The sequence below is a fragment of the Citricoccus muralis genome (genome assembly GCF_003386075.1).
Lineage (GTDB): Bacteria > Actinomycetota > Actinomycetes > Actinomycetales > Micrococcaceae > Citricoccus > Citricoccus muralis.
This window is the reverse complement of record NZ_QREH01000001.1, coordinates 181,293-200,281: the sequence shown is the minus strand read 5'-3', so window position 1 is coordinate 200,281 and position 18,989 is coordinate 181,293. Positions and strand designations below refer to the sequence as shown.

At 70.0% G+C, this 18,989-nt stretch carries 14 protein-coding genes and 1 tRNA gene; 8 read left to right on the top strand and 7 right to left on the bottom strand.

Annotated elements, in window-relative coordinates:
- Position 1: 1 nt before the first annotated feature.
- From C8E99_RS00835 to C8E99_RS00805, 7 genes are all read right to left on the bottom strand, one after another.
- Positions 2-1,183 carry a DegT/DnrJ/EryC1/StrS family aminotransferase gene (locus C8E99_RS00835; RefSeq protein ID WP_170144495.1) on the bottom strand — a complete coding sequence of 394 codons (1,182 nt, stop codon included), beginning with the start codon at positions 1,181-1,183 and terminating at the stop codon, positions 2-4.
- A gap of 30 nt (positions 1,184-1,213) precedes the next feature.
- On the bottom strand, positions 1,214-2,266 hold the full coding sequence (locus C8E99_RS00830; RefSeq protein WP_115933109.1) for an SDR family NAD(P)-dependent oxidoreductase: 1,053 nt from the start codon (positions 2,264-2,266) through the stop codon (positions 1,214-1,216).
- Between the two features lie 20 nt (positions 2,267-2,286).
- The gene (locus tag C8E99_RS00825) at positions 2,287-3,408 is read right to left on the bottom strand and encodes a Gfo/Idh/MocA family protein (protein ID WP_115930679.1); all 1,122 of its coding nucleotides are present in this window, start codon (positions 3,406-3,408) and stop codon (positions 2,287-2,289) included.
- Positions 3,408-5,027, bottom strand: a complete 1,620-nt coding sequence (locus C8E99_RS00820) for a sugar transferase (RefSeq protein WP_115933108.1) — start codon at positions 5,025-5,027, stop codon at positions 3,408-3,410. The genes C8E99_RS00825 and C8E99_RS00820 overlap by 1 nt, the downstream gene beginning before the upstream one ends.
- Positions 5,028-5,403: 376 nt before the next feature.
- Positions 5,404-8,064: a helix-turn-helix domain-containing protein gene (locus C8E99_RS00815; protein ID WP_115930678.1), complete on the bottom strand. Its 2,661-nt coding sequence runs from the start codon at positions 8,062-8,064 to the stop codon at positions 5,404-5,406.
- The gene (locus tag C8E99_RS00810) at positions 8,061-10,790 is read right to left on the bottom strand and encodes a helix-turn-helix transcriptional regulator (protein ID WP_147301149.1); all 2,730 of its coding nucleotides are present in this window, start codon (positions 10,788-10,790) and stop codon (positions 8,061-8,063) included. Before C8E99_RS00810 ends, C8E99_RS00815 begins: the two co-directional genes overlap by 4 nt.
- 294 nt (positions 10,791-11,084) lie before the next feature.
- Positions 11,085-11,159 (bottom strand) — tRNA-Gln (locus C8E99_RS00805).
- 182 nt (positions 11,160-11,341) lie between these two features.
- Here C8E99_RS00805 and C8E99_RS00800 point away from each other — a divergent pair.
- From C8E99_RS00800 to C8E99_RS00765, 8 genes are all read left to right on the top strand, one after another.
- On the top strand, positions 11,342-11,905 hold the full coding sequence (locus tag C8E99_RS00800) for a UGSC family (seleno)protein (RefSeq protein WP_147301148.1): 564 nt from the start codon (positions 11,342-11,344) through the stop codon (positions 11,903-11,905).
- Positions 11,902-12,975, top strand: a complete 1,074-nt coding sequence (locus C8E99_RS00795) for a hypothetical protein (RefSeq protein WP_211308961.1) — start codon at positions 11,902-11,904, stop codon at positions 12,973-12,975. The genes C8E99_RS00800 and C8E99_RS00795 overlap by 4 nt, the downstream gene beginning before the upstream one ends.
- An 87-nt stretch (positions 12,976-13,062) precedes the next feature.
- The gene (locus tag C8E99_RS00790; RefSeq protein WP_115930675.1) at positions 13,063-13,959 is read left to right on the top strand and encodes an SDR family NAD(P)-dependent oxidoreductase; all 897 of its coding nucleotides are present in this window, start codon (positions 13,063-13,065) and stop codon (positions 13,957-13,959) included.
- A gap of 246 nt (positions 13,960-14,205) precedes the next feature.
- Positions 14,206-15,066, top strand: coding sequence for an IclR family transcriptional regulator (locus tag C8E99_RS00785; RefSeq protein ID WP_115930674.1), 861 nt, complete (start codon positions 14,206-14,208; stop codon positions 15,064-15,066).
- 249 nt (positions 15,067-15,315) lie between these two features.
- Complete coding sequence (locus C8E99_RS00780; RefSeq protein WP_147301147.1) at positions 15,316-16,302, top strand: ABC transporter permease; 987 nt, start codon at positions 15,316-15,318, stop codon at positions 16,300-16,302.
- On the top strand, positions 16,299-17,264 hold the full coding sequence (locus C8E99_RS00775; protein ID WP_115930672.1) for an ABC transporter permease: 966 nt from the start codon (positions 16,299-16,301) through the stop codon (positions 17,262-17,264). The genes C8E99_RS00780 and C8E99_RS00775 overlap by 4 nt, the downstream gene beginning before the upstream one ends.
- Complete coding sequence (locus C8E99_RS00770) at positions 17,261-18,178, top strand: ABC transporter ATP-binding protein (protein ID WP_115930671.1); 918 nt, start codon at positions 17,261-17,263, stop codon at positions 18,176-18,178. The genes C8E99_RS00775 and C8E99_RS00770 overlap by 4 nt, the downstream gene beginning before the upstream one ends.
- Entirely contained in the window at positions 18,168-18,944 is a 777-nt protein-coding gene (locus C8E99_RS00765) for an ATP-binding cassette domain-containing protein (RefSeq protein WP_115933106.1), read from the top strand. The genes C8E99_RS00770 and C8E99_RS00765 overlap by 11 nt, the downstream gene beginning before the upstream one ends.
- Positions 18,945-18,989 lie beyond the last annotated feature (45 nt).

Genomic DNA, 18,989 nt, shown 5'->3' with positions numbered 1-18,989 from the left:
GCTATCGGCTCCCCATGATGGTCGAGTGGTTGCGGGTGTTGCGCGGGGATTCCGCGGCGGCCCGGAGGCTCGCGGTCACCCGGCGGTGCTCGTCCTCGGTCATGGAGTGGAACACCGGCAGGATCAGCGTGTTGTCGGTGAGCCTCTCGGTCATGGGCAAAGGCCTGACCAGGCCGGAGTGTCCGGCGTAGGCGCCCTGGCGGTGGGCCGCCATGATCCCCCGTCGGGCGGAGATTCCGTCCGCCGCCAGCCACGCGAGCAGTTCCTCCCGGTTCAGCGGGAAGTCCGGCAGGACCTCGATCCAGAAGGACTGGAAGTTGGAGGTGCCGTACTCCGGGTCCGTGACGTAGCGCAGACCGGCCAGGGTGGACAGCACGGCCCGGTAGTCGTCCGCCAGGGCGCGGCGGCGGCGGACCATCTCCGGGAGCTTGCCCAGCTGGACCAGGCCCATGGCCGCCTGCAGGTCCGTCATCCGATAGTTGAACCCCACTTCGGGGTAGCTCTCCTGGACGGGCAGCACGGAGGTGTGCCGCTCAGCTGCGGACACGTCCATGGAGTGCTCCCGCAGCCGCCGGGCGCGGGCGGCCCACTCGGGGTTGTCCGTGGTGAGCATGCCGCCCTCACCGGTGGTGAGCAGCTTGCGCGGGTGGAAGGACCAGGCGGTCACATCCGCCCCTACGCCGACGGGGAATCCGCGGTACGTGGACCCCGCCCCGCAGGCGGCGTCCTCGATCAGGGCCAGGGAATGCCGGTCGCACAGGGTCCGGATCGGATCCAGGTCCACGGGGACGCCGCCCTGGTCCACGGCGATCACGGCCGTGGTGCGGGGGGTCAGCACGGAGTCCAGAGTCTCGGCGGTCACGTTGCCGGTCACCAGGTCCACGTCCGCGAACACCGGCCGGGCTCCCACATAGGTCACCACGTTGGCCGTGGCGATGAAGGAGAAGGAGGGGACGATGACATCGTCGCCGGGCTGCACCCCGGCCACGAGCAGTGCCAGGTGCAGGGCGGTGGTGCAGGAGGAGGTGGCCACGCCGTGGGACACACCATGGGCCGTACTGAAGGCCCGTTCGAACTCGACGGTCCGGGGCCCCTGGGCGACCCAGCCCGAGGCGATGACCCGGGAGACCGCTTCGGTCTCCTCCGGGCCCAGCCAGGGCTTCATCACGCTGATTCTGCTCATCGTCGTCTTTCCGGTTCTTGTTCGGGCGGTTCAGGTGGTGGCCGAGGCGCTAGTGATGAGGGAGCGGCCGGCGGCAACTTCCTCGCGAAGGGGCCGCCACCAGTCGACGAGCCGTCGCAGGCCCTCGTCGAGTCCGGTGGTGGCGCGGAACCCGAGGTCCCGTTCGGCGGCAGAGGTGTCCGCGAGGCGGCGGACCACGGAGTTCACGGCCCGTTCGGGCCCGTACTCAATCGGCAGATCCGAGCCCATGACGCGCAGTAGGGCCTCGGCGAGGTCCTGAAGCGAGGTCTCAGTGCCGGAGGCGATGTTGTAGACGCCCTCGGTGATCGGGCTGGCCGCCGCCAGGAGGTTGGCGCGGGCGATGTCCCCGGCGATGACGAAGTCCATGGTCTGGCTGCCGTCGCCGAAGATCAACGGCGGCAGGCCGTCGTCGATCCGCTCCATCCACCGCACGAGCACCTCGGTGTACTTGCCGTGCACGTCCATGCGCGGGCCGTACACATTGAAGTAGCGCAGCATCACGTAGTCCAGGCCGTACATGGCCCGGAAGCTGGCCAGCATGCCCTCGTTGAAGGTCTTGGCCGCGCCGTAGATGGTGTCGTTGTTGTACGGATGGTGACGCTCCGTCGTCGGGAATTGCTCCGCCATGCCGTAGACCGAGGCGCTGGAGGCCGCGACGACCTTCGGTGCCCGGGCCCCCCGGGCCGCGGCGGAGGCGGAATTCCCGACGGCGGCGACCGCCTCGAGGACGTTGAACGTGCCGTTGACCATGACATCCACGGCCAGCCGGGGATCCTCGGCGCACTGGGTGATGCGGATGGCGGCCTGGTGGAACACGACGTCCACGCCGTTCCGGTCCTCCACGAGGTCCCGGACGAGGGCCCGGTCGAGGATGTCACCCTCTACGAGCTCCACGCGTCCGCTCTCCAGCGCCGCGGCGATGTTGGAATGGCGCCCGCGGACCAGGTTGTCCAGGATGGTCACCTTCTCGGCGCCGGCCGCCACCAGCTGGTCGACGATCTCGGAGCCGATGGTCCCGGCGCCCCCGGTCACGAGGAACCGTCCGCCGTTCAGGGAGTTCAGGTTGGGGGTCTGTTCTGAGTTCACAGCGCTGCCTCCAGCGTCGAGTCGGTGTAGGTGGACGGCGTGAGTGCCGAGAGTCCGACCTGCTTCTTCGCTCCGCCGGCGGCCAGGGAAGCGCTGGCGGCCTCCAGCACGGCCAGCACCCGCAGCGCGGAACTGCCGTCGGTGGGCGCCGGTTGGTCCTTGCGGATGGCCTCGGCGAAGGAGGTGACCATCAGGCCCAGGGGCTCGAACTCGGACAGCGCCGGGGACCAGGTGTCCCCCAGGCGGTAGGAGATGGCCGCGCCCTTGCGGGAGGCCGCGTCCTCGAAGACCTGTTCCTGGCGGCCCAGGTCCACGCCCCGGTCGAAGACGCTCAGCCGCTGTTGCGGGTTCAGATCGTCCCAGACCAGGGTCTTCTTGCTGCCGCCGATCACCATCTGGCGGATCTTGGTCGGGGACAACCAGTTGACGTGGACGTGGGCCAGGGCGCCGTTGGCCAGCGGCAGGGCCAGGTAGCCCACGCAGGCCTTCCCGGAGTGCAGCGGGTCAGCCCCCTGGGCCGAGACGGCCACCGGTTCCAGGCCGCCCGGGAGGATGAAGTCCAGGATGGAGAGGTCATGCGGGGCCAGGTCCCAGAAGACGTCCACGTCCGGCTGGACCAAGCCCAGGTTGATGCGGACCGAGTCCACGTAGAGGATCTCGCCCAGCTCGCCGGAGGCGATGAGTTCACGGATCTTGAGCACGGCCGGGGTGTAGCAGTAGGTGTGGTCGGCCATCAGGACGGTTCCCGCGGCGCGGGCCGCCTCCACCATTTCGCGGCCACGCTCGGTGGTGTCCGCCAGGGGCTTCTCCACCACCACGTGCTTGCCCGCGGCGATCGCCTGCATGGCGATCGCATGGTGGGTACGGGCCGGCGTCGCGATGGCCACGGCGTCCACCTCGTGCTCGGCGAGCAGCTCGTCCACGGAGGTGACCACAGCCGGCTCGCCGGTCTTCCGGGCCAACTCCACGGCCCGCTCGCGGTCCATGTCACAGATGGCGACCAGCTCCCAGTCGGAGCTCATCGCGAAGTTCCGGGCCAGGTTGGGGCCCCAATAGCCGGCGCCGATGACGGCGACGCGGAGGGCGGAATTGACGGTGGAATCGGCGGCGATACTCATCAGTACGCTCCTTCGGGTTGGATCATGACTTTGAAGGTGCGCCACATGATCTGAAGATCGCCCGTGACGGACCAGTTCTCGACGTAGTAGAGATCGAGGCGGACGCTTTCGTCCCACCCCAGGTTGGAGCGGCCGTTGATCTGCCACAGACCGGTGAGTCCGGGCTTGATGAACAGCCGGCGGCCCTCGTAGCCGGCATACGCCGCCACCTCGTCCGGCAGCGGGGGCCGGGGCCCGACGAGGGACATGTCCCCCTTGAGCACATTCCAGAACTGCGGCAGCTCGTCCAGCGAATGGTGCCGGAGCCGGGCGCCGATCCGAGTGACCCTCGGGTCGGCCTTCAGCTTGAACAGCGGTCCTGCGCCCTCATTGGCGAGGACGAGCGCGGCCTTCTGCTGCTCGGCGTCCGCCCGCATGGTGCGGAACTTGTACATCCGGAACGGCGTCCCGCGGCGCCCGGTGCGGGTCTGGGCGAAGAACACTTCGCCGGGTGAGTCCCGATGGATCATCAACGCCAGGACCCCGAAGAGGGGCAGCATCAGCAGCAACGCCACGGCGGAGACGGCGATGTCCATGGTGCGCTTGACCAGATGGCGTCCACCGCCGAAGGTGGGCTGCGCCACGTGCATCAGCGGCAGCCCCTCCACGGGGCGGACGCTGATCCGGGGGCCGGCCACGTTGGTCAGCGAGGACACCAGGATCAGCTCGGCCCGGGATTCCTCGAGGGACCAGCCGAGATCACGGATGGTCTGGTTCCCGCCGGTCAGCGTCCCGGCCACGATCACGGCGTCGGCCTGCAGCCGTGTCACGGCGTTGGTGACGTGGTGGGTGCCGAGGAAACTGGGGGCGTGACGGGAGGCGAGGGAGGTCTCCGCCTCGTCCTCGGACGTGGGCTCCCCGTCCAGGACCACCCCGACCACCCGGTAGGCGGCACCGGACTTCCGCTCGATCTGGCGCAGCACGTACTGCACGTCGACCGGTTGACCGACCACCACGACGTCGGACAGCGCGCAGCCGTGGATGCGCCGCCGCTGCAGCCACACACGCCAGAGCCAGCGGCCCGTCAGCAGTCCGGCCAGCCCGGCCGGGAAGGCGATGAGCAGGAAGTACCGGCCCCCGGTTCCGTCCACCAGCAGGGCCAGGATCGCGAAGAGCCCGGCGGTGGCTGCGGTGGCATCGAGGACCCGCTTGTATTCGGTCGCTCCCACGGCCATGCTCCGCGCCGAGCGCGTCCGGAACAGTTGCAGCATGCCCACCCACAGCAGGGCCACGACGCCGGCCACCACCACGGCGGGCCGGTCCGGATCCGTGAAGGCCAGTGCGGAGACATGGCCGCCCAGGGCCGTGGCCAGGACGACCAGGGTCACGTCGGTCACGAGCACGCTGCGCCGGTATCGGTCCCTCCAGTAGGTGGCCGGGACGGTACCGGTCCGCTGGAGCGTGGCCGGCCCGTCCACGGTGGAGCCGGGGGTGGCGATGCGGAGTCCGCCAGCGGGCACCATCCTCACAGAGGTGCGGAAGGCGCGGAAGGGGTTGCGCAGCGACGGACGACGAGAGGACCGGGGCGCCGCGTCGGCGAGGTGGTGCGGTGTGATCACGCGTTCAGTGGCCTGGGACATGATCACGTCCCGAGCCCATGCCGGCGCGCGGCGACAACGGTGTACTGCATTGGATCTCCCACCAGGGGTTGGTGCGGGAGCCACCCATGAGCGTGGCGAAGGACGGTTGACCGATCAGGAAGGCCGGGGATGGCCTTCCGTACGAACACCTTGAGCGTAGGTTTGTAGACCCCCGTCACACACCCGTATCCGCCTACTCGACTTGCCTCCGTGGACCGCGTGCGGGGTACTTGCCCGCTCGCTACGGATACCCGGCAGCCACGTGGATTGAGGCCGGCCACACTGGTGCGGCAGTCAACGAGAGAGGCACCCGTCCCCCAGATGGGGGGACGGGTGCCTCAACGGGTCCGGAATCCAGACGCGCTCATGCAGAGCTTCAGAACTGGAGGTCGCGCAGCTCGGATCGGTCGGCGATGCCCAGCTTCGTGAAGACCCGGTACAGGTGTCCCTCCACGGTCCGCTGGGAGACGAAGAGCTTCTCCGCCACGGCGGCGTTGCTCAGCCCCTGGGCCGCCAGGTCCACGATCTCCTGTTCCCGCGCGGTCAGCTCCCCCAGGGCCAGCGCTCCGGCGATGTACGGCGGGAAGTCGACTCCGGCCCGGCCCTGCAGATGCTTGAGCCGCCGGAGCGCCTCACCGCGTCGGCGCAGGTCGCCGGCGCGGTGGTGCAGCAGGATCAGCCGGGCCCAGCACAGTGCCGCCGGCAGGACCGCTCCGGAGGCGGTTGCCTCCTCGGCCGCCTCGGCCAGTCCCCTCGGGTCCCGGGCCAGGGACGGGTCCAGTGCCCGAGCGATCCCCGCTGAGCGCGGTCCCTGCGTGACCGTGGTGATGCCGTGCAGCTCTTCGATGACGGCCTCGTCCAGGTCCAGGGGATCCCGCATCAGGATCAGGCTGAGCAGGATCTCCCGCCGGATGACGGGGTCCTGTTCCAACCGTGGGTCTTCGAGGATCCGGCGCCACAGCGGTCGGCCCTCGTCCGCGGCGTCCGGATGACGGTCCTCGGCGATGCTGAACAGGGCCAGGGACCACAGCCACCGGCTCTCCAGGCCGCAGGGCGTCCTCACCGCACGCTCCTCCGCGGTGGGACTGGGCAGGCCCACGGTGACAGCGGCCCGCTGCGGTGCCAGCAGGGCCTCGGCGAACGGGAGCATCTGAACGGGGTCGTGGTGCCGCAACTCCACGACGGCGTCCTCCAGCCACGCGGACGCCTGCACCGGCACCCCGTCGGCGGTCTCGGCCAGGTGTTGCAGGACCAGGATGGTGCCGGACTGCTGATGCCACTGGCGTGGCTCCAGGCTCAACTGGTCCGCCAGGACCGCTCTGGCCCGGTCCGTGTACCCCGCCGTGATGCAGGCGAGCACCAGGTACACCAGGGCATCCAGACCGAACCGGGCGGAGAAGACCGGGACGGTGGCCGAGAGCTCGTAGGCCCTCTCCGCGGCCGGGATGGCCGCGTCCGGTTGCCCGGCCATGGCCAGGGCATCGGCCCGCATGAGAAGCATGATGGCCCGGGTGAAGTCCGGGGTCTGCGGATCCTCCACCAGGAGCCGGGCCTGCTCCAGCAGTTCTGGCCGGTGCAGGTGGACGGCGTCGTTGACCAGCATGTCCACCACCGTGGCCAGGGTCGCCGGGGTGATGGTGTGGTGCGGCAACCGCTCCCGGACCTGGGCCATCAAAGCGGGCAGGGCGGCCCAGGGGTTGGCCGCGTCCCCGGTCCGCACCCGGTTCAGGGCCATCAGACTGAGGGCCTCCAACCTGAGGTTCGGATCCGTGGTCCGGACCGTCAGTTCCTCAAGCTCCGTGCTGGCCGCCCAGGTCCGTCCGCCCACGAGCATAAGTTCGGACACGAGTAGGGCGGCCCGTGGATCCTGTGACTCGGACAGGCGGGGTGCCATGGCCCGGGCGGTGGGCCAGTCCTTGGCCTGCAGCGCGCGGTAGCCGGCGTCCATGATCTCGCTGAGCGGCACGGGCTGTCCGCATTCCAGCGCCCAGAGAACGCTGCGGGCGGTCCGGTGTTCCGCTGCATCGCCACCTGCGGCGTGCCACTTCTTGTACAGCTCGAAGCTCCGCCCGGGCGGGATGCGGGCCCGCAGCACCTCGGCGTGGATGGCGGCCGCCGGACCCACCGTGTCCGTGGACTCCCCCTCCCGCAGGAAGCCGGAGTCCAGCAGATCATGGACGTGCTCCCCCGCCACGGTCCTCAGGAGGGACCGCGGTACCCACCCGGCCAGGGCCACGAGGTCGAGTGTCTCGCGTTCGCCCGGCAACAGGGAATCATGCATGGCCTCCACCGTGTCGATGAGCCGCCCGTCCGGATCCGGTGCGGCCCGCAACAGCATCCACGGCGCCGGCCGTCCCGGCAGTGCCGCGCCCTTCGGGGCCCTCACGAGGATCCCCTGGTCATGCGCGGAGGCCAGGTAGGCGTTGATCAACCGCGGGTTGCCACCGGTCATCCCGTGGATGGTCCGCACGGCGGCCTCGGTCAGCGGCCCGTCGAGGACTCCCGTGCACTGCCGCCGGACCTGCTTCAGGTCAGCGGGCTCCAGGCGGATGGTACTCAGCAGACCGGTGTCTGCCAGGGCCGCGATGCCGGAATCGCGGCCCAGCGAGCCGGTACCGATCGTCAGCAGCGTGGCGGCCCGGTTCTGCACGAGCTGCGCCAGCACGAAGGCGCTGGCTGCGTCGAGGTGTTGGACGTCCACCACCACGATCACGGGGTCCGTCCCGAACTGCTGCAGGGCACGCAGCACCTCCACGGGAGTGGTGAGCTCGGGGAGATTCGCCAGCAGGGGCGTCAGGGCTCCGTACGGCACCTCGCGCAGGTTGGGGCTGCACTGGATGGTCTGCACGTCCGCCGTCCGACCGGTGACCTCCAGTGCGGTCTGGACGAGGGAGGACTTGCCCATGCCGGGACCACCGAGGATCACGGCTCCGGCGAAGCGGTCACCCTGCAGGACGTCCACCAGGATCTCCACCTCCTGCGTCCTGCGCGGCAGAGTCCGCGGGGGAATCTGCCGGCCCGTGGCGGGTGCCGTCATGATGCGGTCCGCTGCGGAGAGTGTGCCGCCGCCAGGCGGGTCAACTCGGCACGGCCCTTGAGCTGCAGCTTGGCGTAGATCTGGTAGAGGTGTCCCTCCACCGTCCGGATGGAGATCCCACTGATCCGGGCGATCATGGCGTTGCTCTTGCCGGCCACCACCAGCCGCGAGATCTCCTTCTCCCGGCGGGTCAGCTCAGCCATCCATTCCGGTTCCCCCTCCAGGTCCTCGGTCTCCGCGCCGCCCCTGCGCCCTGAGGCAGCCGCGGTCTCGGCCAGGCGCCGCAACTGGGCGTGCGGCACATCCTTGAGCAGGGGTGAGCTGATGCGCCCGAGATGCCCCGCGTACCCCGCCGCCGCCAACTGCTCCAAGGACCGGTACAGCAGGTCCGGATCGTTCTCGAGCACCGAGCGGGACATCAGCAGATTCGGCAGGGAGGTGAGCGTCTGGGTGCCAGCGGCCGTCTCGGCCAGCCGCGGCGCCAGCCACGTCTCGCCCCATTGGAACGCGCTGGCCACCGCGAAGAACTCCACGGCGTAGAGCCCCTCGCCGGCAGCCCGGTCCGCGAGCGCCAGGACCCTCGCCGTCCGCGCCCGGGTGGAGTGGATCTCGCCCGTGGACCAGCACAGGAACAGTTCGGCCAGCCAGCCCAGCCGTCCCAGGGACGGGGCCGCCGCCGCTCGCGGATGCCCCTCCACTCGGGCATCCAGCAGTCGGGAGGGGTCCGCGCCGGACGGGTCGTTCCTGTCGGTGGCACAGAAGGCCTGGATGGCGAGCGCCAGCTGGAAGTCGTGAGGTTGGCCCGCCACCTCCAGTTGGGCCGCCGCTCGTGAAGCCCGTTGCTCGGCACGGTCCCGGTACCCCGTCATAGCGTCCAGGGCGGCGATGACGAGATCGGCAAACAACACCGCATGGGGATTTCCATGTCGCCCGGCCAGGACCGCCTCGGCCAGCTCCCGGCATCGCTGCGACTGCCCGCAGGACAGCAGGACGGTCAGCATGGACTCCGCTATCACGGCCCGCTCGTAGGGGCTGAGGACGTCGTTGATGATTCCCAGGGTCCGGAAGCCGGTGAGTTCCCGGTCCAGCGAGGTCAGGATGTCCAGGGCGCCGGTCTGATCGTCCGCCATGGCCAGCGCCTCGGCACGGATGGACCTGGCGCGGAAGTGGATGGCCTCACTCGTGAAGAACACGCCGCCGGCGTCGAGCAATTCAGGGCGGTGTTCGGCCGGAACCACGTCCAAGCAGGCCAACGCCTCACGGAGGTCTCCGCGGGCGACGGCCAGGGCTGCGGCCTGCACGCTGAGCACGGCGGACTGTTCCGGGCAACTGCGGATCGCCGCGTCGGCACCGTCCAGGTCCCCCACCACGGCCCGGGCCCGTGACTCGGCCCAGGCCAGGTGGACCCGGCCCGTTGTCAGGGATGCCCGCGGCCGGCCACCCGAGGCCCGGCCGACTTCGGAGAACAGGGAGATGGCTCCCTCGGCATCGCCGATGGCCACCAGATCCTGGGCCGCCCGGAGCACACTGAGGTACCCGGGGTCGAGGGCCTCGAGGGTGCTGGCCAGCTCACGGTGACGGTCCGGTTCGATGGCCGCCAGGATCTCTGCCGCCTGCACGGAGGTGACCAGGGCCAGCCGGCCGCTGTGGCCGTTCCTGATCTCGAGCACCCGGTCGTCATCGAGCTCATCGAGTTCGGCGGCGAAGCCCGTGTGGATGAGGTCACCGACGCGCATGGGCCCGCAGATCGCCAGCATCTCCAGCAGCGCTCGCTGGCGCACCGGAAGGTCACGCAATACTGCGGTCGAGGCTCCTCCCGAGGTGGAGCGGGGCAGCGGCCCGGGAGCGAGGACCCAACTGGAATCGATGCGCCGCAGCTTCCCGGAGACCACGCAGTCCCGGGCCAGCTGCCGCAACCGATGGACGGATCCCGAGCTGTGCTGCCACAGCACGGTCGAGGCGAATCGGGACACGGTTCCCCCGAGCACCTCTTCGAGCAGACCGTGACTCGCCGTGGGGGTCAGAGGCCAGACCGTGATCCCGGTCAGGGTCCCCAAGCGGCGCAGGGCTGCCAGGTCGACGGGGACCTCCGTCGGCCGGTCGCAGTGCACCACCAGGGTGATGCGGTTGATCTGGGACAGCTGGGCCAGGACGGTGATGGTGTCCGGGTCGATCTGGTCCGCCTGGGACACGATCACGATGGCCGGCTGTTCTCCGGGCGATCCCAGATAGTCGGCCAGGGCCCGGACCATGCCGTGGATCTGCGCCGGGGGCGCCTCGTTCAATCCCGAGAGCAGGATGGCCAGGGCTCCGTACGGGGTGGCTGCCGCGAAGGGGCTGCCGTGGAGCCGGAAGACCGCCCGGTCCGGGCTGACCCCTGAGAGGGCTGATTCGATGGTCTCGCGGCGGTCTCCGAGTTCGCCGGTCACAATCGCCCCGCCGGTACCGTGGCCGTCCAGGATCCTGCCGAGGGCCCGGGTTGCCTCATCCGGGGACTCCATCCAGCGGCCGTCTGCCCCCGGGTCCAGCCAGGAGAGGTCGAGCGGTGCCAGGTCGGGGAGGGCCACGGCTTCGGGCGCAGACAGCCCGGTGGCGTGGATCCCCGGTGTGGGGCCGAGACGTCGGGGCTGGTCGTGCTGGTCTTGCGCGTCGTGCTGGTCTGAAAGCCGTTCGGTGACACGTCGTTCGGGCGCGATGGACGGGGGCGAGGATGGAGACGGTTGCATGCTGTCAGCTTCCGGTTCAGTACTGTCCATCCGGAGGGGGATCCGGACGGACCGCCGGGTGAACGGCGGTCAAGGGGCGGGGATGCCTCTAGCCACCACATACTATGGAGCGCTGGTGTGGATCGGAAGGTTCGTCTACAGGAATGCGGGCTTCCGGAGTGAATTCAACCCTCAGACTTAACCCTTGACATTGGGCCGGGGCGATGCGTCGGCCAGTTTTCCCGGACTCATGTCCCTGCCTCATCTTCCTGACGGAGAGGCGAGCGTCCGCGCCGTGGGCGGCACGGCGACGAGTGGTTCCGCCCATAGGATTCGAACCTATACTGCACAGCTCCAAAGGCTGGCGTGCTGCCATTACACCAGGGCGGACCGGCCGGCGATGACCCATCGCGGGGACCAGCAACATATTCTTCCACAGTGTCCGGACCTGCGCAGACGACGGTGGCACACGCAGCTCTTCCATCGCTTGGAATCCACCTCACCGAGAGCCTCCGCTCCGGTCATAGTGGCCAGACGAGACTGCGGCAGCTGCCGCAAGGATGGAGGAAGCCATGACGGCCGGGATCCTTGACCCCACCATCAGCAGTATCAACAGTAGAAGCCGGCCCGGCGGGCCGGTTGCCACCACGCAGGCGGCCGCGGCGCCTCGAGTGGGCTCCCTCCGGGGAAAACGGATGGGCCTGCTGGAGAACACGAAGCGTAACGCCGCTGCACTCCTGGATGCCCTGGGCACCGTCCTGACGGAGACAGACCACGTCGACCTGGTCCGGATGACGAAGCAGGAGTTCGCCATGCCCCTGGCCGAGGACGTGGTGGACGGCCTCATCCGTGACTGCGATGTGGTGGTGATCGGGGTCGGTGACTGCGGCTCCTGCAGCGCCGCCGCGGTGGCTGACGGCATCGCGTTGGAAGAGCGGGGAGTGCCCGTGGCGGTCCTGTGCACGGAGGCTTTCGAGGTCACGTCACGTGCCATGGCCGGGCTCAAGGGGCGGCCGGACTTCCCCGTGCTCCTCATGCCGCATCCGATCGCCAATCTGACGGACGGAGACCTCGCCGAACGCGGCCAGGCGCTGGCGTCCCGGGTGCGCGGCCACTTCCTCGGCCCGGCCGCATGAGCCCGGACCTGGAGGGGCACACGGACCAGGCGGGCACCACAGTCCCGGAGCCTCGGCTGGATCCCACCGCCGCCCGCGCCATGGCCGAGTACCTGTTCGACCGCGGGTGGTCGGACGGCCTGCCCGTGCTGCCGGCCACGCAGGAGGTGGTCGAGGAGTTCCTGCTCCACACCGACCGAGACCCGGACGAGATCCTGGCTGGCCTGCCCCAGCTGGACCGCCACGCCACCGTGCGGGACATCGCCCTGCACGCCGCCATGGCCGGGTGCCGTCCGGAGTACCTGCCCGTCGTGCTGACCTCCTGGGAGGCCCTGTCCCATGAACGGGCCGCCCGGGGTGGCGGCTGGCAGTCCACCAGCGGGCCGGCCCCCCTGGTGATCGTCAACGGTCCGATCCGCCACCGCCTGGGCGTCAACTCCACCGGCGGGGTGTTCGGTCCGGGGTTCCGGGCGAACATGACCATCCCGCGCGCCCTGGGCCTGACCGTGCGCAACGGTTTCGGCGTGATTCCGCAGCAACTGGAACAGGCGACCCAGGGGGTCCCGGGCCGCTGGTTCCACTGCGTGGGTGAGGACGAGGAGTCCAGCCCCTGGGTCCCACACAGCGCCGAGACGGGGGTGCCGGCCGGGGAGGATGCCGTCAGCGTGGTCCTGACCCGGACCAGCGAGTTCATCGACAACCGGTCCTTCCGCAGTGCCGGGGAGCTCCTGCGGGACATCGCGGACACCCTGCAACGGATGGGCCCCTGGATCTTCCGTAGCAGTTCGGCCGTCCTCGTCCTGAATCCGGCGCACGCCCGGGCCCTCCACGATGAGGGCCTGTCGAAGCAGGACGTCCGCCAGTGGCTGGTCGAGCAGGCCGGGCACACCGAGGGCGATCTGGCCGCCGCGGGCAAGGGCCTGAGTGACCGCCCCTTCGGACCCTTCGCCCCGGACCACTTCCACCCGGCCGTCACCGACGCCACGCCGGCCTCCCTGCCGATCGTGGTGGCCGGCTCACCCAACGCGGCCATCTCCATGGTGGTCCGGGTGTTCAGCACCTGGTCGGGACAGTCCTTCCCGGTGCACTGAACCACGCTGCCACCGAGCCCACACCCCCGTTCACCTCGCTCGCACCCCGAACACACCCACCCATCCCGAACCCAGGAGCATTCCGCCGTGACCACCACCGCTTCCAGCGCCAACACCAGCCCGGGCACCAGCTCCAGCACTCAAACCCATGCCTGGTCCGCAGCCGTCCAGGATGAGATCGCCCAGGCCGAGCACACCCCCTGGCTCGCCGGCAAGACCGCCGTCGTCGCCGGCGGCGGCCTGAGCGGGCCCGAGGGCGGCGTCGGTTTCGCCATGGCGTGGCTCTTCTCCCGGGCCGGTGCCCGCATCGCGGTGCTGGACCGGGACCAGGAGGCGGCGCAGCGGACCGTGGACGCCGTCCGGGAAGCCGGGGGCCAGGCCAGCCGCTTCGCCGTTGACCTCACCGATGAGTCCGATGTCCTGGCCACCGTGGACCGGGTGCTGGCCGAGTACGGGTCCATCGACGTAGTGGGCAACTCCGTGGGCGGCGGCGGCATCACCGGCATCTTCGAGACCTCCCTGGAGGACTACCAGCGGGCCTTCGACGTCAACCTGGGCACCGCGTTGCTGCTGATGCGCGCCGTGCAGCCGCACATGGCTTCCGGCGGGGCCATCATCCACGTGTCCTCCGGAGCGGTGGAGGGCCGCGGCCCTGGACTGCCCTACACCCTGGCCAAGACGGCCCTCGAGAAGCTCTGCGTCGGAGCGGCCGCCACACTGGCCCCGCGGGGCATCCGCGTGAACTGCATCAGGGTCGGAATGATCTGGGGCGCCTTCGCTGCCCGCGGCATGACCCAGGAACGCCGCGAGCTGAGGGCCGGCAGCGTGGCCTTGCACACCGAGGGCAACGTCTGGGACATCGCCTCCGCCGCGCATTTCCTGTGCACCCCCGCCGCCCGGTGGATCACCGGCCAGGTCCTCCCCGTGGACGGTGGCGGCACGGTGGCCCCGAGCGCGGGCCAGGCCGGCTCCAGCACGTCCTGACGGTCCACACCGGTCCGCACCGGTCAGCTCCCTGCCCTCCGGCTTCTGGCTTCTGGCTTTCATCCGGCGGAAACCGGCCGGTAGGCACGACGTCGGCTCCTAACCTTGGCCACACCCACCACCGGTGCGTCCCGCGCCCCCGAGCCCTGCCTCGCGCTCGCCACTGTTCTCCCGGCCTCCGGCATCCGCCGATCCGGTCCCGTTGACGGCGCACCACAACCGGGTGGCACCGGAGGACTGACCGAGATGACCCAGAACCCACCCGTCGACATCCAGAGTGTGCGCGAGAGGCTCCGCGACACCGCGCCCGGACACCCGAAGCGCACGGCTGCCGCCCGCGTCCTGTCCCTGCTGGACGCGTTCGCTCACCGGGGTGAACCGCTGACGCTCTCCGAGATCGCCCGCCGTGCCGACCTGAGCCTGACCACCACCCACCGCCTCGCCCACGAGGTGCGGGAATGGGGCGGCCTGGACCTGGACGAGGAGGGACGGTACTGCCTCAGCCGCAAGATCCTGGAATTGGCGAGCGCCTCCACGGAGGACCTGCGCATCCGTGAGCTGGCCCTGCCGCACCTGGTGGACCTGCAGCGCCGGACCGGACTCACCGTCAACCTCTCGGTGCGGGAGGGCCAGGACGTCATGTATCTCGAGGCCCTGAGGGCCCATCCCAACTACACGGGGCAGAACCGCATGGGCGGCCGGCTCCCCCTCCATGTCACGGCCACCGGGCTGGTTCTGCTGGCCTTCTCCAGCCGGCAGGAGCAGGACGAGTACCTGGCCACGCCCCTCAAGCGGTACACCCGGTTCACGAAGACCCGGTCTGAGGAGCTGCACGAGATCATGGACGCGGCCCAGCGCGATGGCATCCTCCGATTGGACGGCGCAGTGGCCGCCGGGGCCGGCTCCATCGCGGCCCCGGTTCCCGATGCCCTGGGCCGGGTCGACGTGGCCGTGGGCGCCATCTACGCACACCGGAACCCGGAACCCCATGGGCTGCCGGACCTGGTCCTCGCGACCGCCCGCCGCATCGCCCGGGCTCGCTCCGAGCGCCCCGTCCTGGATCCCCGCACCATCGCCTTCAACCGGAGCCAGGCCGGCCTCGGCTGACGACGCCGGCCCCGCTGTCAGGTACCTTGCATCGCCCCTTCCAACGCGTGGAAGGCACCCTGTGGTCCACATCACAGCCCCAGCAGACTGTGGGGAAACCCGGTCCGGACGGTCCCGGTCCACCTCCCCGGCCTCACCGCCGAGGTCACGGACCCCGGTGCACTCGCACCCGCCTCCTGGCCGGATCCCCCCCCCACCGCCGAGGAGGTGCCGGTGAAGGCCCGATTGTTTCACTACGGCAGATTGTTGTTGTCTTCCCTCATCCTGTTCATCGCCGTGATCACGGTGCTGTTCTTCCTGCTGGAGATGGCCCCGGGGGATCCCATCCAGACGCTGGTCGGGGACGTCCCCCTCTCCGAGGCTTTCCGGGCACAGATCACCGCCGCCTACGGCCTGGACAAGCCGGTCTGGGAGCGGTATGTGCTCTACCTCGGCAACGTCTTCACCGGAAACCTCGGGTTCTCCTTCGGCACGAACAACGAACCGGTGCTGGATTTGATCCTCAGCCGGGCCGGGAACACCCTGGCCCTGGCGGTCCCCGCCTTCCTGATCTCCACCATCGGCGGCATCATCCTCGGCTCGATCGCCGCCCGGACCCGGAAGCGGTGGCTGGACGGCGGCATCTCCGGCGGCGCCGTCGCGCTGTTCTCCGTCCCCAACTTCTGGTTCGGCATGCTGCTGATCATGGTCTTCTCGATCTGGCTGGGCTGGTTCCCCACCCAGGGCAAGAGCCCCTACGGGCAGCCGGGCATCGGGTTCGAGTACCTGGTCCTGCCCGTGATCACCATGGCCACCAGCGAGCTGGCGTACAAGACCCGCATCATGCGCTCGTCCATGATCGAGTCCCTCGGCCAGGACTTCGTGGACACGGCCCGCTCCAAGGGTCTCTCCTCGTCCCACCTGCTCTGGCGCCACGCCCTGCCCAACGCCCTGTTGCCCATGGTCACGGTCTCCGGCTACAGCCTCGGCTACATCCTGGCCGGATCCGTGCTGGTGGAGCGCGTGTTCGGCTGGCCCGGGATGGGCCTGCTGTTCATCGACGCCATCAACCGCCAGAACAACATGGTCATCCTGGGCGTGGTGATCGTCCTGACCGTGGTGATCATCCTCGTCAACATCCTCACGGATGTGGTGTACGGGCTGGTCGATCCACGGTTGCGAGCCCAGTTCTCCCCCCAACGCACCCTGCCGCCCGAGGGCCGGCAGGACCGGCAGAGTGACGAGGTAGCGGCATGACCCAGCAGGAAACCCACATGGTCCCCCCACCGGAGACTGACACCCCAGCGCCACCCGACGGCGCCGGATCCCCGCCACCGGCACGGCCGGACGCCCCCGCCGGAGCCGCCGGCCGGCGTCGTCCCCCAGGCACCGAACGGTCCCCCTGGCGCGTGTTCCTGCGCAAGCCCAGCACGCTGGTGTTCCTGCCCCTGTTGGGGCTGTTCGTCCTCATCGCGGCCCTCGGTCCGCTCCTGGTGGGCGATCCCTCCGCGACCGGGAACGCCGAACTGCTCGCTCCCAGCGCCGCCCACCCACTGGGCACCGATCACCTGGGACGGGACTACCTGGCCCGGGTGGTCAACGGCGGCCAGATCTCCCTCCTGGTGGGCTTCACCGTGGCGGTGCTCTGCATGACCATCGGTCTGGTCGTCGGCGGACTCGCCGGTTACCACGGCGGCTGGATGGACACCCTGATGGTCAAGCTGGCCGAGTTCTTCCAGGTGCTGCCCGGGATCGTGCTGGCCCTGGTGGCGGCGGCGCTGCTGGGGGCCAACGTCTTCATCATCGTGGCCATCCTCTCCATCACCATGTGGCCGGCGGTGGCCAGGATCGTGCGGGCCGAGGCCATGCGCATCTCCCAGCTGGGCTACGTGGAGTCCGCCCGCGCCGCCGGGTTCCGGTCCGTGCGCATCATCTGGTCCGATGTGCTGCCCAACGCCCTGCCGCCCGTGCTGGTGGCCACGTCCATGACGGTGGGCCGGGCCATCCTCATCGAATCGGGCCTGGCCTACCTGGGCATCGGTGACCCGTCCCACCCCTCGTGGGGTGCCCTGCTGAACTCCGCCCAGGCGTATATGCGGGACGGCTGGTGGCTGGCCGTGGCCCCGGGCCTGTGCATCTTCCTGGTGGTGCTCGCCGTCAACATGCTCGGCGACGCCCTCAATGACGCCTACAACCCCACCGTCGGGAGGGTGAAATGACCACCGCAGTGAACCAACCAGTCGCGGGGACCCCGCTGATCGAGCTCACCGGCCTGAATGTGGTGCTGCCGACCGGAGAACGCAGCGAGGTGGAGGCGGTGAAGTCGGTGGACCTGGTGGTCCACGATGGCGAGCGCGTCGGCCTGGTCGGCGAGTCCGGCTCCGGCAAGTCCGTCACCGGCCGGTCCATCGCCGGCCTGCTGCCCACCTCCCCCCGGGTGCGGGTGAGCGGATCCATCCGTATCCGCGGCCAGGAGATGGTCGGGGCCCCGGCCCGGACCTGGAACGAGGTGCGCCGCAAGACCGTGGGCATGATCTTCCAGGACCCGCTGACGTTCCTGAATCCCACGATGCGGGTGGGGCGGCAGGTGGCCGAGTCGATTCCCGACCGGCGGCTGGTGCGCTCCGGGGCGGGAGGCGACCGCACGGCGCGGGATCGGGCCGTGTTCCGGTTCCTGCGGCAGGCCGGGCTACCGGACGCCGAACAGGTCGCCGCGTCCTTCCCGCACGAGCTCTCCGGCGGCATGCGTCAGCGAGTGCTGATCGCCATCGCCATCGCCAAGGAGCCGTCCCTGGTCCTGGCCGATGAGCCGACCACGGCCCTGGACGCCACCGTGCAACAGCACGTGCTGCGCACCCTGGATGAGACCGTGGCCGAGCTGGGGACCTCCCTCATGCTCATCTCCCACGACCTCGCGGTGGTGGCGGGGATGACCGACCGGGTCTACGTCATGTACGCGGGCCGGATCGTGGAGGAGGGCCCCACCGCCCAAGTCCTCGCCGAGCCCCGGCACGAGTACACCCAGGCCCTGCTGCGCAGTGTCCGCAGCCTCACCGACCAGGACACCGACCTGTATTCCATTCCCCTGGCCCTGCGCCAGCGGTTCGCCGAGGAGCCGTCCCATGTTGCTTGAGGCCATCGACGTCTCCAAGACGTTCCGCTCCCGCCGCTCATCGGCGCCCGTCCACGCAGTGCAGAACGCCACCCTGCAGGCCAGACCCGGCGAGTTCGTGGCGATCGTGGGTGAATCCGGCTCCGGCAAGTCCACCTTGGCCCGCCTCCTGCTGGACCTGCTCGATCCCTCCGAGGGGTCCATCCAGCTGGACGGACGCGAGGTCGGCTCCATGGACCGCACCGAGCGCCGGGCGTACCGGCGCAGCGTCCAGGCGGTGCTGCAGGACCCCGCAGGGTCCCTGAACCCCCGCAAGCGGGTGGCGCAGGCGATTGGCGAGGTCATCCGGCTCCACGGGATGGCCCGGGGGTCCGCCGAGACCCGCCACCGGGTCACCGAGGTCCTCGAGCTGGTGGGCATGGAGCCCGCGGCGGCCTTCATGGACCGGTTCCCCCACGAGCTCTCCGGCGGACAGCGGCAGCGGGTGCTGATCGCGCGCGCCATCGCCCTGGACCCCCGCATCATCGTGGCCGACGAGGCCGTCTCCGCCCTCGACGCCTCCGTGAAGGCCGGCGTGCTGGCCGTGATGGCGGACCTGAAGGACCGGCTCGGCGTCGGCTACGTCTTCATCACCCACGACCTGCCGGTGGTGCAGAAGGTCGCCGACCACGTGTACGTCATGCGCCACGGACGGATCCTGGAGCACGGCCCGAAGGACGAGATCTTCGCCAATCCCTCCCACCCCTACACCCGCGAACTGCTCGCGGCGTCTCCGGCCCTGCCCTGAGGCACGGCCAGCATCCACCCTGCACCTGCACCTGCACCTGCACCT

Excerpts from the sequence above, each read along its gene's own strand:
- C8E99_RS00815 (WP_115930678.1), bottom strand. The coding sequence starts at position 8,064 with ATGACGGCACCCGCCACGGGCCGGCAGATTCCCCCGCGGACTCTGCCG.
- C8E99_RS00775 (WP_115930672.1), top strand. The coding sequence starts at position 16,299 with ATGACCCAGCAGGAAACCCACATGGTCCCCCCACCGGAGACTGACACC.
- C8E99_RS00810 (WP_147301149.1), bottom strand. The coding sequence starts at position 10,790 with ATGCAACCGTCTCCATCCTCGCCCCCGTCCATCGCGCCCGAACGACGT.
- C8E99_RS00835 (WP_170144495.1), bottom strand. The coding sequence starts at position 1,183 with ATGAGCAGAATCAGCGTGATGAAGCCCTGGCTGGGCCCGGAGGAGACC.
- C8E99_RS00800 (WP_147301148.1), top strand. The coding sequence starts at position 11,342 with ATGACGGCCGGGATCCTTGACCCCACCATCAGCAGTATCAACAGTAGA.
- C8E99_RS00770 (WP_115930671.1), top strand. The coding sequence starts at position 17,261 with ATGACCACCGCAGTGAACCAACCAGTCGCGGGGACCCCGCTGATCGAG.
- C8E99_RS00785 (WP_115930674.1), top strand. The coding sequence starts at position 14,206 with ATGACCCAGAACCCACCCGTCGACATCCAGAGTGTGCGCGAGAGGCTC.
- C8E99_RS00825 (WP_115930679.1), bottom strand. The coding sequence starts at position 3,408 with ATGAGTATCGCCGCCGATTCCACCGTCAATTCCGCCCTCCGCGTCGCC.
- C8E99_RS00765 (WP_115933106.1), top strand. The coding sequence starts at position 18,168 with ATGTTGCTTGAGGCCATCGACGTCTCCAAGACGTTCCGCTCCCGCCGC.
- C8E99_RS00795 (WP_211308961.1), top strand. The coding sequence starts at position 11,902 with ATGAGCCCGGACCTGGAGGGGCACACGGACCAGGCGGGCACCACAGTC.
- C8E99_RS00820 (WP_115933108.1), bottom strand. The coding sequence starts at position 5,027 with ATGTCCCAGGCCACTGAACGCGTGATCACACCGCACCACCTCGCCGAC.